Origin of the sequence: Maritimibacter fusiformis, assembly GCF_008086115.1 — a bacterium.
In the GTDB taxonomy this organism is placed as follows: domain Bacteria; phylum Pseudomonadota; class Alphaproteobacteria; order Rhodobacterales; family Rhodobacteraceae; genus Muriiphilus; species Muriiphilus fusiformis.
Genome location: NZ_VSIY01000003.1, coordinates 254,107 through 269,382 on the forward strand (window position 1 = coordinate 254,107; position 15,276 = coordinate 269,382).

Annotated in this window: 10 protein-coding genes; 3 read left to right on the forward strand and 7 right to left on the reverse strand. The window is 69.5% G+C overall.

Annotation, left to right across the window (positions count from 1 at the left end; all coding sequences use genetic code 11):
* The first annotated feature begins 45 nt into the window (after window positions 1-45).
* On the forward strand, window positions 46-2,439 hold the full coding sequence (locus tag FVF75_RS02005) for a ligase-associated DNA damage response DEXH box helicase (RefSeq protein ID WP_148376072.1): 2,394 nt from the start codon (window positions 46-48) through the stop codon (window positions 2,437-2,439).
* A 2-nt stretch (window positions 2,440-2,441) separates the two neighbouring features.
* Here the strand turns inward: FVF75_RS02005 and FVF75_RS02010 are convergent, their stop codons facing one another.
* Window positions 2,442-3,815, reverse strand: coding sequence for a tetratricopeptide repeat protein (locus FVF75_RS02010; RefSeq protein WP_148376073.1), 1,374 nt, complete (start codon window positions 3,813-3,815; stop codon window positions 2,442-2,444).
* Between the two features lie 178 nt (window positions 3,816-3,993).
* Between FVF75_RS02010 and FVF75_RS02015 the strand changes: the two genes are divergently transcribed.
* Window positions 3,994-5,220, forward strand: coding sequence for a UbiA family prenyltransferase (locus tag FVF75_RS02015; protein ID WP_148376074.1), 1,227 nt, complete (start codon window positions 3,994-3,996; stop codon window positions 5,218-5,220).
* A 174-nt stretch (window positions 5,221-5,394) separates the two neighbouring features.
* Entirely contained in the window at window positions 5,395-7,131 is a 1,737-nt protein-coding gene (locus tag FVF75_RS02020; RefSeq protein ID WP_148376075.1) for a hypothetical protein, read from the forward strand.
* Between the two features lie 131 nt (window positions 7,132-7,262).
* Here FVF75_RS02020 and FVF75_RS02025 read toward each other — a convergent pair whose 3' ends face one another.
* The 6 genes from FVF75_RS02025 to FVF75_RS02050 all read right to left on the reverse strand — a co-directional run bounded on the left by FVF75_RS02025 (window position 7,263) and on the right by FVF75_RS02050 (window position 15,263).
* Window positions 7,263-8,246: an SUMF1/EgtB/PvdO family nonheme iron enzyme gene (locus tag FVF75_RS02025; protein WP_148376076.1), complete on the reverse strand. Its 984-nt coding sequence runs from the start codon at window positions 8,244-8,246 to the stop codon at window positions 7,263-7,265.
* A 4-nt stretch (window positions 8,247-8,250) separates the two neighbouring features.
* Window positions 8,251-10,014, reverse strand: coding sequence for a hypothetical protein (locus FVF75_RS02030; RefSeq protein WP_246137972.1), 1,764 nt, complete (start codon window positions 10,012-10,014; stop codon window positions 8,251-8,253).
* A 241-nt stretch (window positions 10,015-10,255) separates the two neighbouring features.
* On the reverse strand, window positions 10,256-12,373 hold the full coding sequence (locus FVF75_RS02035) for a GumC family protein (protein WP_148376077.1): 2,118 nt from the start codon (window positions 12,371-12,373) through the stop codon (window positions 10,256-10,258).
* Between the two features lie 168 nt (window positions 12,374-12,541).
* Window positions 12,542-13,525: an ABC transporter substrate-binding protein gene (locus tag FVF75_RS02040; protein ID WP_148376078.1), complete on the reverse strand. Its 984-nt coding sequence runs from the start codon at window positions 13,523-13,525 to the stop codon at window positions 12,542-12,544.
* 32 nt (window positions 13,526-13,557) lie between these two features.
* Window positions 13,558-14,403 carry an ABC transporter permease gene (locus FVF75_RS02045; RefSeq protein WP_148376079.1) on the reverse strand — a complete coding sequence of 282 codons (846 nt, stop codon included), beginning with the start codon at window positions 14,401-14,403 and terminating at the stop codon, window positions 13,558-13,560.
* Window positions 14,403-15,263 carry an ABC transporter permease gene (locus tag FVF75_RS02050; protein WP_148376080.1) on the reverse strand — a complete coding sequence of 287 codons (861 nt, stop codon included), beginning with the start codon at window positions 15,261-15,263 and terminating at the stop codon, window positions 14,403-14,405. Before FVF75_RS02050 ends, FVF75_RS02045 begins: the two co-directional genes overlap by 1 nt.
* Between the last annotated feature and the right edge of the window lie 13 nt (window positions 15,264-15,276).

Sequence of the window (15,276 nt, forward strand, 5' to 3'; positions counted from 1 at the left end):
AGCGGCCCGCTTTCCATCCCGCCGCCCGCGCCCTATCTTCGGGCGATGACCGCCCTGCCCGCCCTGTTTTCCGACTGGTTCGCCCGCAAGGGCTGGCAGCCGCATGGGCATCAACACGCCATGCTGGCGCGCGCGAACGACCCCGCCACGCTGTTGATCGCGCCCACCGGTGGCGGCAAGACGCTTGCAGGATTCCTGCCTTCTCTGGTCGATCTGGCCGCGAATCCGCGCGGTGGCTTGCACACCTTATACATTTCCCCCCTCAAGGCGCTGGCCGCCGACATGCGCCGCAACCTGACCGGGCCGATTGCCGAGATGGGGCTGGACATCCGCGTCGACGACCGCTCCGGCGACACCAGCCAGACCCGCAAGAAGGCCCAGCGCGCCGACCCGCCGCATATCCTGCTGACCACGCCCGAAAGCCTCGCGCTGCTTCTGAGCTACCCCGATGCGCCGCGCGTCTTTGCCGGGCTGAGGCGCGTCGTGGTCGACGAGTTGCACGCCCTGGCCGAAAGCAAGCGCGGCGACCAGTTCATGCTGCTTCTCACCCGGCTCGAGGCGCTGGCCCCCGGCCTTGCCCGCGTCGGGCTGTCGGCCACGGTCGAAGACCCGCCGGCGCTGGCGCGCTACCTCCACCCCGAGGGCTGCGAGATCGTCACCGCCGCCCCCGGCCCGGCCCCCGACATCGCCATGCTGACCACCGCGGCCCCGCCGCCCTGGTCCGGCGGCGGCGCGCGCCATGCCATCCCCGAGGTGCTGGCCCAGGTCGCCCGCCACAAGACCACGCTGATCTTTCACAACACCCGCGCCCAGGCCGAGATCTTCTTTCACCACCTGTGGTTGGCCAACACCGACAACCTGCCCGTCGCCATCCACCACGGCTCGTTATCGCGCGAGGCGCGGGGCCGGGTCGAGGCCGCCATGCTGGCCGGCGAGCTGCGCGCCATCGTCTGCACCGGCACGCTCGATCTGGGGCTGGACTGGGGCGATGTCGACCTGGTGATCCAGGTCGGTGCGCCCAAGAACGTCAAGCGCCTGGTCCAACGCATCGGCCGCGCCAACCACCGCTACAACGCGCCGTCCAAGGCGCTGCTGGTGCCCGCCAACCGCTGGGAGGTGATCGAGTGCCAGGCGGCGATCGAGGCGGTCCATGCCCATGACCTCGACGGCGCGCCGCGCGGGCCGGGGCCGCGCGACGTGCTCTGCCAGCACATCCTGATCTGTGCCTGCTCGGCCCCGTTCGACGCGGACGCCCTCTTTGGCGAGGTCCGCCGCGCCGGCCCCTATGCCGGCCTCACCCGCGCCGCCTTCGATGCCTGCCTCGATTTCGTGGCCACCGGCGGCTATGCCCTGCGCGCCTATGACCGCTGGCAACGGCTGCAACGGCGCGCCGACGGTCTGTGGCACCTGCGCGACCCGCGCTCGGCGCAGATGGTGCGCATGAACATCGGCACCATCCAGGACAGCGACACGCTCAAGGTCCGACTGCGTGGCCAGCGGTCGAACCTCGGCGAGGTCGAGGAAAGCTTTGCCGCCTCGTTGACCCCCGGCGACACCTTCCTGATCGGCGGCAGGATCGTGCGGTTCGAGAGCCTCAGGGAAATGCATGTCGAGGTAAGCCGCGACAAGGGCCGCAAGCCCAAGGTGGCGGTGTTCATGGGCACCAAGTTCTCGACCTCGACCCAGCTTTCGCACCGCGTGCTCGACCTCATCAACCGGCGCGACCTCACCGCCCTGCCCGCCCACAGCCGCGACTGGATCGCGCTGCAGGCGCAGGTGTCGCGCCTGCCCGAGGCGGGCCGCGTGCTGGTCGAGAGCTTTCCCTACGAGGGCCGGGCACAGACCTGCATCTACGGCTTTGCCGGCAAGGGCGCGCAGCAGACGCTGGGGCTGATCGCGACCCGGCGGATGGAGGACGCGGGGCTGGGGCCGCTGGGCTTCGTCGCCACCGACTATGCCACGCTGATCTGGTCGGTCGACCCGGTGCCCGACCCGGCCCGCCTGCTCGACCCCGAGGGGCTGCGCGACGGGCTGGAGGGCTGGCTGGCCGAAAACGCGCTGATGAAACGCGCCTTCAAGGCGGCGGCCACCATCGCCGGCCTGACCCCGCGCAACTTTCCCGGCAAGCGCGCCAATGCGCGCCAGGCCACGTTTTCTTCGGATATCCTCTACGACACCTTGCGCAAATACGACCCCGGCCACCTGCTGCTCGACGTGACCCGCGAAGAGGCGATGGCCGGGCTGATCGGCTTTGGCCGGATCGAGGAGATGCTGGCGCGCACCCGGGCGCGGGTCGATCACGTGACTACCGACCGCGTGACGCCCTTCGCCGCGCCCCTGTTTCTCGAGGTCGGGCGCGTCCCGGTCGAGGGCGCCGGCGCCGAGGCGCTGATCGCCGCCGAAGCCGCGCGCCTGATGGCCGAGGCCGGGCTGGCCTGAGCCTACTCGGCCGCCAGCGCCCGCGCCGCCGCCGCCGTGCCCGGCCCGACAATGGCATCCAGCGCCCCGGTGTAGAGCCCGCGGGCGGCCAGGATCTTCTGGAACTCCAGCGCGGTGGCATTGTCCCAGCCGAACGGCGCCCCGGCGCGCATTTCCTCGAACGTGATATCGCCGGTTTCCATCGCCTTGACGTAAAGCCCCGCCGCGATTCCCGGGCTGTAATCGACGCCGCGCCCGGTTTCATAGAAGGTGCCCATCCGCGCGATCGCCGGGGCAAAGCCGGTGCGCGACACGATCCGGGTCAGGCGCACCTGTTCCTCGGGATCGTCCGACAGGCCGAAACTCGGGTCGGCGTAAAGCGCCGACAGCGCCAGCGCCGCGTCGAGATTTCCCGCCTCGGTGGCCCGGGCATAGAGCGTCAGCGCCCGTGTCCGGTCGGGAATGCCAAGCGCCGCATCCGCCCGCCCGGGCACGCCGTCGCCCCGATGATAGACCTGCGCCAGCCGGAACTGCGCGAAGTGATAGCCTTGTTCCGCCGCCCGGTTCAGCAGCTCGACCATGCGGCCCGCGTCCTGCGGCACGCCCTGCCCGACCTGGTGCAACAGCGCCAGCGTGGTCATCCCCGCCGCGTCATTCAGGTCCGCCGCCGCCTGGTAGTGGCCGACCGCCGCCTTGATGTCCTGCCCGCCCGGCGCCACGCCGAACAGGAAGGCATCGCCCAGCCGGGTCTCGGCGGCGCCCAGCCCGGCGTCGGCGGCGCGCATCAGAAGGTCGAACATCGCCTGCGCATCGCCCCCGGCGCGCGCGATGGTGGCGGCATGAAAAAGCACCTCGGGGTCGGCGTTGTCGGCCTCGGCGGCGACCGCGCAGAACGGCGTGGCGCGCGCCAGCGTCTCCTTTTGCGAGGCCGCATCCACCGCCGCCGCCGGCACGCCTGCGTCCGCCGGCCCGGCAATCGCCAGACACTTGGCCGCCGCCTCGGCCAGCGGGTCGGGGGCGGCCTCGGGGCTGGCCGCCGGGGCCGCAGCCCCGGTTCCGCCATCCGCCATCGCGCCGACCTCGGCGTCACCTTCGGGCTCAGCCTCCGGCGCGGTCCCTGCATCAGCGCCGGGCGCCTCGTCACCGGCCTCTGCCGGGGCCGGCTGGCCGTCGCCGGCGACGAAGGGCACGGCGGCGCCCGCATCGGCGTCCTGCACCGGTTCGCCGTCCGGGGGCGTGCCTTCGGGCGGCGCCTTGAGCGGGATCGCCGCCGCGGCATCGGCGCTTTGCACCGGCGCACCGCCATCCGCGAGCGCCGCCCCCAGCGCCGTGCCCACCGTCGAGCCTGCATCCTGCGCCAGCGCGGCGACGGGCAGCACCAGCCCGAGCGCAACCATTTTCCCAAACACCTTCACGACACCGATCCCCCTTCAGAACACTCCCCAATTGCTAGCCCGGTCGTGGCCATGTGTCCACAGCGCGCCGCGCCGCAACCCCTTGTGCCGAGAGGCGATTGTCTTGCCGCGCCAGACCGGGCAAGGTGCCCAAAACCGCCGCGAACCGCCGGAGCCCGCATTGGACACCACCCCGCGCCAGAGCGCACCGCCCCTGATCCTCGACCTCGACCGCGACCTGATGCGCGGCAACCTGCGCGCCGAAATGTTCTGGGACGCGGTCGGCGACGACTGGCGCGCGCTGCTGGGCCGGCGCGACGGTGTGCTGCCCGACCCGGCCCGCCTGCCCGTCGACGAGGCCGCGCGCAGCGCCGCCGAGGCCGCCCGCGCCGAGGGCCGCGCCGTTCTGCTGGCCGACAGCGGCGCGCCGGAACTGGCCGCCGCGATGGCCGCGCACCTGGGCTGGTTCGACGGGATCGAGCCGGGCCGCGCCCGCACCCCGCCCTCCAGCCCGCCCGCGAAAACGCCGCTCATGCCCACGCTCCTGCGCCAGATGCGGCTGCACCAGTGGGTCAAGAACGTGCTGGTGTTCCTGCCGCTGCTCGCCGCCCATGCCTTCGACCCGGCGTCGCTGGGCTGGGCGGCGTTGGCCTTCGTCGCCTTCGGCCTGATCGCCTCGGGGGTCTACGTGCTGAACGACCTGACCGACCTTGCCGCCGACCGCCGCCACCGCACCAAGCGCAACCGCCCCTTCGCCTCGGGCGCGCTGCCCCTGCGCTTCGGGTTTCCGATGCTGGCCGGGCTGGTCGGCGCGGGGTTCGCGCTGGCCGCCGTCGTCTCGCCGGCGCTGGTCGCGGCGCTGGCGGCCTATTTCCTGCTGACCACCGCCTATTCGATGCACCTCAAGGGCCAGTTGGCGGTCGATATCATCGTGCTGGCGATGCTCTACACCATGCGCATCGTGGCCGGCGCAGCGGCGACCGGTATCGTGCCCTCGGTCTGGCTGCTCAGCTTTTCGGTGTTCGTGTTCCTGTCGCTGGCCGCGGTCAAGCGGCTGGCCGAACTGGTCGACCTCGACAGCCGCCCCGGCGCCAAGGCCGCCGCCGGGCGCGCCTACACCGTCGAGGACCGGCCGATCGTCGCGATGATCGCGACCTCGGCGGGGTTCCTCGCGGTGCTGGTGCTGGCGCTTTACCTCGACACGCCCGAGGTGCGCGCGCAATACGACCAGCCGATGGTGCTCTGGGGCATCTGCCTGGTGCTTTTGTTCTGGATCAGCCGAATCGTCCTGCTCGCCCACCGCGGCCTTGTCGACCAGGACCCGGTGGTGTTCGCCCTGACCGACCGGGTGAGTCGCGTCTCGGCCATCGTCATGGCCGGGCTTTTCGCCGCCGCGATGATCGCCTGACCCCGAAAACGGGGCCTTTTTCGCCCTTCTGCGACGCCCCGCCGCAGCCAAAGGGGCGATTTCGCGCCTTTTGGCCCGGTTTGCGGCGAATATCCGCCAATGGCGCAGAAATCTGCCCATCCTCGAAAAGTGGCATTATTGTGTTCTTAAATTCGAGGGGATACGAGCGCGGACATGATCCGACAAGCTCAGAACACAGTGAAGACCGAGACCAACCGTCCTTGGCCCATGCGCCGGGTCGCGCTTGGCGCGTCCGGGGGGCTCGCGGTTCTGGCGCTGTCCGCCAGCGCCAGCTATCTCGCGGTCGATGCACTCTATCCCCGCTATCTCGCCGCCTTCCACGCCCCGGCCGATCCCGCGCCGCAGCCGGCCCCCAAGGCGACCGCCGAGGAAAAGCCCGCCTTCGTCCTCTACACCAAGCAGACCGTCGGGGTGGACCGGGCCGACTGGACCCCGGCTCTGGCCGCCGACATGACCGCGCCGCGCTGGCCGGGTCTGCCCGAGGAACTGGACGGCGTCCCCGAATTGCGCAGCGCGACGCTGGACGCGGCGGACTGGGGCGACACCGCCCCCGCGACCGCGCCCGCCACGCCGCCGCGCGGCCTGGGCGGCGAGATCGTGATGTCGTCGATGTCCTCGCCGACGATCCCGACCGACGAGATGTCCGCCGGCATGCCCGCGGGGGCGCTGGCCGCCATGGCCGACCTGCCCGGCCGCCTGATCGCCGCCGCCACCCCCGCGGCACTGGCCGCCCTGACCTCCGGCGCGGCCTCCAGCCTCGCCCCGGCGACGCTTGCCTATGGCCGCGCCGATACCCCGGCGCCGGACCAGCCGCAGCCCGAGATCGAACTGGCCGCGCTGACCACCGATATCGACCTCACCCCCGACCTGCGGCCCGAGCCGCGCCCGGAACTGCCGCCCGCCGCCGCTGTTGCGCCTATGGTGACCCCGGCCCCGGACGCGCCGACCGACCTGGCGGTGATGACCTCGCCGCGCCCCGAAGCCCGGCCCGCCGACCTGCGCATCGCCGTGGCGGCACCGGCCCCGGCGGCTACGCCCGCCCCGGTCGCCGCCGCGCCCGAGGCGCAGGTGATCCCCGCCGCCAGCCGCGCGACCCCGCGCGTCTCGGGCAACGGCTGTGGCCGCAACCACGCCCGCGCGATGCCGCGCCGGCCCGCGGGCGCCCCCGCCGCCTCGGCCTTTTTCGCCGCCCTTGGCGACGGATCGGGCGGTGGCCGCGACAACCGCATCATCAACGAGCTGGCCCGCGGCAACATGCCCGCATTCCTGCACGAGCTTGAGCCGGTGGTGTTTCGCGGCCCCGATGCGCGCGGCGCCCAGACCGAGATCGTCATCTGCGTGACGCCCGACTACCTCGCGCTCGGCTCCGACAATGATTTCGTGCGCGTGCCGCTGGGCCTGCCCGCCGCCGCAGCCATCGCCGGGCAGTTCGGCATGACCCTGCCGACCCCGCGCATGGTCGACGCGATCTATGCCCAGGCGCGCGTGCGCCTCAGCCCCGCGCCGATGACGCCGGGCCCGCAGATGTCCTCGACCAGCTATTTCCTGCGCCACAACGCCACCATCGAAGGCCAGCGCCAGGGCCGGGGCGGGCTGATCTCGGGCCACAAGAAAGACGTGGTGATGGCCAGCCGCATGGCATCGAACCCCGGGCGGGTGGCGATCTATGGCTGGCACCGCGCCTCGGGCAACCCGATCCAGCCGGTCTCGACCGTGCACGGGGCCAGCTATGCCGATTACAGCCACGGCATCCGGCTGGTCAGCCGCACCGCCTATCTGAACGGCAAGGCGGTCGATATCGACGAGCTTCTGGGGTCGGGCCGCTATGCCTATCTGCTCAACAGCGATGGCCCGCTGCCGGGCCCGGTGATCCGCATCGCCTCGCGCTGACCTGACCGCAACGACCACGAAAAGACCGCCCGGCACTGCCGCGGCGGTCTATTCTTGTGGCTGCCCCCCGCGCAAACGAAACGCGCCGGAGTCTCCCCCGGCGCGTGCGTCCACGTCGTCCCTGGCAGGCGCTACTTCACGTCACGAAAACACCTGAACCCGAGGTGATAGTTGCGGTGGCTGCCCACCGACATCACCGGGCTGCCGTGCCAGTAGGGTGCGCGCCAGCGGGCCCATTCCTCGTGCGCGCGCACGCTGTCCCAGATGAACCAGCTTCCCTTCATCTCGGTCACGCCCAGCTTGGTCGAACCGCGGCTGGCCATCTGGTCGGGCGCCAGCGGCAGGTTCATGTGCTCGGCGGCGTTGCCCTCGAGGTCATAGACCCCCAGCGCGCTGCGGCAATTCGGGAAGCTCCCCACCGGATAGGTGTTCGAGCCGCACCCGGTCCAGCTTCCGCCGTTGCAGCCGGGCGATTTCTGGCTGCCCTGGGCGCAGATGCCACGCTGCCACTGCGGCCCGTAGGTCCAGTTCTTGACCTGCCCCCACTTGGCGTTATGCCAGGCCCGCATCGCGCCGTGCGAACCCAGGTCGAAGCGGTAGTCTGGCTCCAGCAGCGCCCCCGCCGCCGCGCCTTCCCATTCATGCGCATCGCCCATCCGCTTGCCCTCGGCGGCGCAGACCAGCGCGGCCTCGCGCGCGCTGATCCAGGTCACCGGATAGGCCAGCGGCACGTTGGGATATTCGAACATGTCGACGCAGACCTTGGCATCCTCGGGCTGCTCGGTCGCCGGATCGTAAAGCGGCGCCATGTATTTGCGCCCGCAAATCCGCTCGAACTGCGCGTTGCGGTAGTATTGGTAGGCATCCTGCGGCAGCCGCGCCTGCGCCTCGGCGGGCGTCATCGGATGGCGGGTGATCGCGGGATTGCCCTGGCCGGCCATGCCCGAAGCGTTGAAGATCTCGCGGATGCGGGCGATCTGGCCCGAGGTCACGCCGCGTTTCTCCTGCATCAGGCGAAACATCGCCTCGTTGTTCTCGGCCAGCGTCCCCGCGCCTGCGGGCGCTGCAAACGCCAATCCCAGTGCCAGCCCGAGGGCCGCTATCGCTCCACGCATCGGCTTAGTCCTTTCGCAACAGATAGAAGAAATCCCGGTTGTCCGAGAACCCGACGAAACGCGGAATGCGCCCGCCGTTGTCGCTCGGGTCGCTGTCGGCCATGTAGCGGCTGAGGTGCATCGGCTCGAGCCCGTCGCCCGAGGCGTTCTTGCGATAGACCGCCATATAGGTCAGCTCCGGCGAGTTCATGTCCAGAAGCATCGCATAGTCGCAATCATAGGCCTGGAAGGTGCGCGCCATCGCCGAGGGCGTGACGGAGGAGAAATAGGCGTAGATCAGGAACTTGCGATCGCCCGCGGTCTTGAGGCAGGTGCCCGAACGCAGCGTGCGCAACTGCGCGTCCGCCGAACCGGACCAGTTGCCGCCGCCCCAGGACGTGACCCGGTCGCCCGGCACCGAACGCCCCGCCTCGTCGCGCGTGACCACCGGCACGCCGTTCTGGCGGGCATAGCGGATGCGCGGGATCAGGACGTTGTCGGCCTCGCTCCAGGTCTTCATGTGGACCGAGCCATCGTCGAGCACATAAAGCGTGGCCAGGTTCTCGATCAGCCGGCTGAAGGTCACGCCGTTCGAGATGAAACCGTAGTGGTGCCCCCGGTTGAAGCCCGCGTAGTCCGAGAACCGATAGGCGCCGTGGTCACGCTTGAAGCCGCCGGCAAAGGCGCCGACCACGCGGCTGGTCAAGGACGGCGGCAACATGCCGTTGCGCACCAGCGGGTCGGCGGTGGAAAACCCGTCCGGGCCGGGCAGGTTCCAGTCGCCCGCCTTGCGTTGCGGCCGCGACGACCAGCCCACACCGGGGTGATCGGTGCCCAGTTCATAGCCCAGCTCGAACCGGCCCAGATCGAAGGCCACGAGGTAGACATCGGCGTTCTGCTCGACCCCATCGAGCCAGTTGGCGCCGTTGCGCTCGGCCTGGATCTCCTGCGCCACCATGCCGGGCTGCATCACGCTGGCAAAAACCCCGTCCTGGCCCTCGACCGCATACCAGCTTCCGGCCTCCATGCCGCCCTCGGCGCCGGTCACCGGCAGGCCCATCGCGGTGCGCATCACCGGCTGGCGCGACAGATCGGCGGTGCCAAGGGCCGCCACCACCGCGCCGGTGTCACCGTCATCGACCGTGGTGGCGTTTTCGAGGAAGGCATCCTCGAAGAAGGTGCCCTTGATCAGGTTCACCAGCTTGTCGCCGAACACCACGTTGTTGCGCAGGAAATCCGACACCGCCTCGCGGTTGGTGCGGCTGCCTGAGACGCGGTTGCGCAGATAGATCCTCTGCTCGCAGATCGGCGCGTAGGGCAGCGCACTCTGCGACGCGCGTGCCAGCGCCGAGGGTTCGCCCGCCCAGGGCCGGCAGGTCTCGGCGCCGCCATTGCCCTCGATCATCAGCGCGGGGTCTGCCCCGCCCTCGAGCGACAGGAACCAGGTCTCGGCATCGGCATTCTCGAAGTGAAAGCTCTGCACCCGGCCCTGGCCCTCGGGCGGGACGATTTCCAGCAGGTACCAGCGGTTGACCATCGGGGCCAGCGAGGTCAGGCGCAGCGCGCCGCCATCCGCCGTCGCCACCTCCTCGACCGCGCGCATTGGGGCGAACTCGATCACCGAAGGCACGGTGTCGCCGGAATAGACCTCCCATTGCGCCGCCAGCGTGGCGGCATCGGGGGCCGGAATGCCCTCGGCGCCCGCCAGCGTGGGGGCCAGCGTCGCGGCCAGCGCCGTCGCGCAGCCCGCCGCCATCCCGGCCATGTGTCGGGTCAGACCAGATACCATTCTCAACTCCACTCGTTTCGGGCGTTCGTGACGGGGCCGAAGCGCAAGGCGGCGCACGCGCAGCCTGCGCATTGCCTGTCGGGCCATCCTGCCATCGTTCAAACGCCGATCTCCCTGCCCTCACCCCTGCCGGGTGAATCGCTCTTGTCCGGGCCATTCTACGTGCCGACGCGCCGTCGCCAAGCCCGCGCGGCAAGTCAATCGCAACCGTTGCACGGGTGACGCAGGCCACGGCCCGGCGTCAGTAGTAATAGCCCGAATACTTGTAGCCGTGATCCGCCGCCGTCTGGAAGGTCAGAACCGACAGGATCGCGGTGGTCGGCGCGGCGTGGTCGACCAGTTGTTCATGCGCCGCGCGCACATCGGTCTGAGAGGTCTCGCCGGCGCGCACGCACATCACCACCGCATCGGCCATCGCCGCGACATAGCGTGCATCGACCACCGGGATCAGCGGCGGCGTGTCGATCACGATCACCTCGAAGCTGTGCCGCGCATCCTCGATCAGCCGGCGAAACGCCTCGGACTGGATCGGCTGGTCGGTCGGCGCATCCGGGCGTTGGCGGCCAAAGATCACGCCCACCCGCGAGCGCGGGTCGACATCGTAGCAATCGGCCGCATGCGGGTCTTCGCCCGACTGCATCAGGTATTCGAACAGGCCCGAGGCCGGCGTCACGCCCAACAGCTTGTTCTGCGTCGGCTTGCGCATGTCCGCGTCGATCAACAGCGTGCGCTTGCCCGCCGCCGCATAGGTGCGCGCCAGCGCCAGCGCGGTCACCGATTTGCCTTCGGCCGGGATCGCCGAGGTGACCATCACCATCCGCGACCCTTCCGCATCCGCCGGCGAGAACCGGTCGATATTGGCGCGCAGCCGGCGCAGGCTTTCGGAATACTGCGACATCGGCGCGTCGATGATGATGTCGGCCACGCCCAGTTGCTCGACGCTCTGGGTCGCCTTCGGCAGGACCGAGGCGACCTTGGCGGGGATCACGTTGGCCAATTGGTTGGCCGAGTGGATGCCGCCGACATAGTATTCGCTGACAAAGGCCAGCCCGACGCCAAGCCCCAGCGACGCCACCAGCGCCAGCGCCAGGATCATCCTGGTATTGGGGAACGACGCCCCCGACGGCGCGATCGCCTGCGACACCACGCGGCTGTCGGCCACCTGCACCAGCGCCTGCGCCTCGAGGTCGCGCATCCGGGTCAGCAGCGTGTCGTACTGGCGCTGCGCGATGGTCGCTTCCTGCTGCAACCCGTAGATCTCCGACAGGGTTTCCGCCGACAGATCGCCCGCCAGAAGCTCGCGCCGGATGTCGTCGCGCAACTGGTCGCCGGTCGAGGACAGCCCCATCACCTCGTCGCGCAGGGATGCCACCGCCGCCTCGCCCTCGCGGGCCAGCTGCGCCTCGATCTCCTTCAGACCGGCGCGCAGATCGACCGCCGCATCGCTGCCCTCGGCGGTCTGCCCCAGCCGCGCCGCAAGATTGGCGCGCTGGCCCTCCAGCGCGGCCAACGCCTCGTTGCCCAGCCGGTCGGCCAGCGCCGACCAGTCGCGCTCTGCCAGCGCCGAGGCCGCGTCGTCGGCGGTGACCTTGGCCGCCAGCCGGCTGGCATTGGCCCGCTCGAGCCGCGCGCGCAGCGCCGCCACCGCGTCCGAGCCGCTTTCGCGTTCCAGCCGCGCCAGGTTGTCGTCGATATAGGTCGCAAGCGCCGCATCCGACCCCGCCAGCGCGCGCTGCGCCGCGGCCAGTTGCGCCTCGAGCACGTCGCGCGCGTCGAGGAAACTCTGCGACTTGGCCTCGACCTGAAGCCGGATGTAGGTCGCCGCCACCACATTGGCCAGCGACGCCGCGCGCTCCGGGTCTTCGGCCGTCACCGACAGCGCGATCAGGTTGGTCATGCCCCGCCGGCGCACGTCGACCGCGTCGCGCAGCCGGCTCAACGTCTGGTTGAGCAGCAGCGCCCCCTGCGCCTCGGACCCGCGCGCGCCGATCCCCACCGCCTGCTTGAACTTGTCCAGCAGCGACAGCGTCGGCCCGAACTCCGCATCCCGGGTCAGGTCGGCGGCCTCGATTACCGCCAGAAGCACCGAGTCCGAGCGCAGGATCTCGACCTCGCTCTCGATCAGCGAACTCGCCATGCTGGCGTTCACCGACCCGTCAAGCTCCGGCGACAAAAGGTTTTTCTGCGCCGGATCGACCAGGATCAGCGTGGTGGACGTATACAGCGCCGTCGCCTGGGCAAGGTAGAGAAACGCGACCCCGAGCACGATCGCCACGGTCAGGACGATCAGCCGATAACGCCGCCGCAGGATCGAAACCATCTCGCGAAGATCAATTTCTGCGCCGTCCGTTTCGTCCATCGACCGATCCTGAACCACAAGTTGTCTCTTGCCTACTTAGCCGGGATCGCCGGCCAGGCCAACCGACGATGTTCCGCCCCGCCGTTTTCGTCGCACGCGGCCCCGGCGTGGTCGCGCAAAGCAAAAGGCCGCGCCGGGGCGCGGCCTTTCCTGTCATGTCCGGCGGGCCTAGTTCAGCGCCGCGTCGGTGATTTCCAGCGTGTAGGCGCCGACCGGTTCGGCGGTGATCACCGGGTCCGAACCACCGGCCAGCAGCGTCGCCACCGTGCGCTCGTAGTCGGCCGGGTCCAGCGCCCCGTCCGATCCGGCGGTCAGCTTGGCGACCTCTTTCATCATGCGGATCTGGTGCTGTTCGGTCTGGGCGCCGGTCTCGTCATATTCGAGCACGATCATCGCGGCGTCTTCCGGGTTTTCCTCGGCCCATTTCCAACCCTTCATCGAGGCCCGCACGAAGCGCACCATCTTGTCCTTGAACTCCGGGTCTTCGAGGTTCTCCTCGAGCACGTAAAGCCCGTCCTCCAGCGTCGCCACGCCCTGATCCTCATACTTGAAGGTCACCAGGTCGTCGGCCGAGATGCCGGCGTCGATCACCTGCCAGTATTCGTTGTAGGTCATGGTCGAGATGCAGGCCGCCTGTTTCTGCAACAGCGGATCGACGTTGAAGGCCTGCTTCAGCACCTCGACGCCATCCTCGCCGCCCTCGGTCGGGATGCCCAGATGCGCCATCCAGCTCAGGAACGGGTATTCGTTGCCGAAGAACCACACGCCCAGCGTGTTGCCCGGAAAGTCGTCGGGGCTGGTGATGCCGGTCTCCTTGAGGCAGGTCAGCATCATGCCCGAGCTCTTGAACGGCTGCGCGATGTTGACCACCGGCGCGCCCTGTTCGCGGGCCGCCAGCGCCGAGGGCATCCAGTCGACCATCACATCGGCCCCGCCGCCCATCAGCACCTGCACCGGGCCAATGTCCGGGCCGCCCGGCAGGATCGTGACATCCAGCCCCTCGTCCTCGTAATAGCCGTTCTCCAGCGCCACGTAATAGCCGCCGAACTGCGCCTGCGTGACCCATTTCAGTTGCAGTCGCACCTCGTCGGCGGCCATCGCCGCCGTGGTGCCCAGCGCCAGGATCCCCATCGCCAGTGTCAGTTTTTTCATTCGTCTTCTCCCTGTTGAATGACGGTTGTTTCTCAACCCCGTTGTGAGGGGTGCCAGAAGGTCACCCCCTTCTCGATCAGCGCAACCGCGCCGTAGAACGCGCTGCCCGCCAGCGCCGCCACCGCGATCTCGGCCCAGACCATGTCGAGGCCCATCCGCCCCACCTCGGTCGAGATGCGAAAGCCCATGCCCTTGACCGGGCTGCCGAAGAACTCGGCCACGATAGCACCGATCAGGGCCAGCGTGGTCGAGATTTTCAGCCCGTTGAAGACGAACGGCATCGCCGCCGGCAGCCGCAGTTTGAACAGCGTTTGCAGGTAGCTGGCCGAATAGGTCTTCATCAGGTCGCGCTGCATCGCGGAGGAGGCCGCCAGCCCCTCGACCGTGTTGACCAGCATCGGAAAGAACACCATCGCCACCACCACGGCCGATTTCGACTGCCAGTCGAAGCCAAACCACATCACCAGGATCGGCGCGGTGCCGACAATGGGCAGGGCGGCGACGAAATTGCCCACCGGCAAAAGGCCCCGTTGCAGGAATTTCGACCGGTCGATGGCCACCGCCGTCAGGAAGGCCGCGCCGCAGCCGATGGCATAGCCCGACAGCGCCCCCTTGACGATGGTCTGGACGAAATCGACCCACAGGATCGGCAGGCTGGTGGCGAACTTGGCCGCGATGGCACTGGGCGGCGGCAGGATCACGCTCGACACCTCCAGCCCGCGCACCAGCGCCTCCCAGACCACCAGGATGGTGACGCCGAAGATCGTCGGCACCAGCAGCTTGCCCAAACGGGTCTCGGACAGCGGATGCCGGGCCAGCCAGGAATTGAGCGCTATGGCCGCGACCCAGAAGACGAAGGCAAAGACGACCCAGCCCATCACACCGCCCCCATCCGCCGCAGCGTCAGCCGCTGCACCAGCCCGATGATCCCGACCAGCCCGGCGGCCAGGATCGCCGCGGCGAACAGCGCCGACCAGATCTGGATGGTCTGGCCGTAATAACTGCCGGTCAGCATCCGCGCGCCCAGCCCGCGGATCGCCCCGGTCGGAAGCTCGCCGACGATGGTGCCGACCAGGCTGGCCGCCACGCCGACCTTGAGCGAGGCGAAAAGATACGGCAGCGACGCGGGAAACCGCAGCTTCCACAACGCCTGCGGCTTCGAGGCATTATAGGTGCGCAGCAGGTCGAGCTGCATCGCATCCGGGCTGCGCAGCCCCTTCACCATGCCGACCACCACCGGGAAGAAACTCAGATAGGCCGAGATGATCGCCTTTGGCACCAGCCCGGTGATGCCGATGGAGTTCAGAACCACGATGATCATCGGCGCGATGGCGATGATCGGGATGGTCTGGCTGGCAATCGCCCAGGGCATCACCCCCATGTCCATCGACCGGCTGTGCACGATCCCGATGGCCAGAAGGATGCCCGCGCCGGTGCCGAAAACAAACCCCAGCATGGTGGCCGACAGGGTGATCCAGCCGTGAAACACCAGGCTGCGCTTCGATGTCGGCTTCATCATCGCCGTGGTCTTCCACAGCTCGGCCACGATCTGGTGCGGCGCCGGCAGCTTGGGCCGCTCCTGGCTCCAGGTATCCGCGATCAGTTCGGACGTGCTCAGCGTAGTCCCCGCCCGCGCCGCCTGATCGCGCGCCCATTGCGCGTTCATCCCGATGGCCGCGCCGTACCAGATCACCACGATGGCCGCGACCATGGTGAGAATGGGAATGACCGACCTCATGCGCCGGCCTCCG

Coding starts and splice junctions, on each gene's coding strand:
- FVF75_RS02005 (WP_148376072.1), top strand. CDS start 46: ATGACCGCCCTGCCCGCCCTGTTTTCCGACTGGTTCGCCCGCAAGGGC.
- FVF75_RS02010 (WP_148376073.1), bottom strand. CDS start 3,815: ATGGTTGCGCTCGGGCTGGTGCTGCCCGTCGCCGCGCTGGCGCAGGAT.
- FVF75_RS02020 (WP_148376075.1), top strand. CDS start 5,395: ATGATCCGACAAGCTCAGAACACAGTGAAGACCGAGACCAACCGTCCT.
- FVF75_RS02025 (WP_148376076.1), bottom strand. CDS start 8,246: ATGCGTGGAGCGATAGCGGCCCTCGGGCTGGCACTGGGATTGGCGTTT.
- FVF75_RS02030 (WP_246137972.1), bottom strand. CDS start 10,014: ATGGTATCTGGTCTGACCCGACACATGGCCGGGATGGCGGCGGGCTGC.
- FVF75_RS02035 (WP_148376077.1), bottom strand. CDS start 12,373: ATGGACGAAACGGACGGCGCAGAAATTGATCTTCGCGAGATGGTTTCG.
- FVF75_RS02040 (WP_148376078.1), bottom strand. CDS start 13,525: ATGAAAAAACTGACACTGGCGATGGGGATCCTGGCGCTGGGCACCACG.
- FVF75_RS02045 (WP_148376079.1), bottom strand. CDS start 14,403: ATGGGCTGGGTCGTCTTTGCCTTCGTCTTCTGGGTCGCGGCCATAGCG.
- FVF75_RS02050 (WP_148376080.1), bottom strand. CDS start 15,263: ATGAGGTCGGTCATTCCCATTCTCACCATGGTCGCGGCCATCGTGGTG.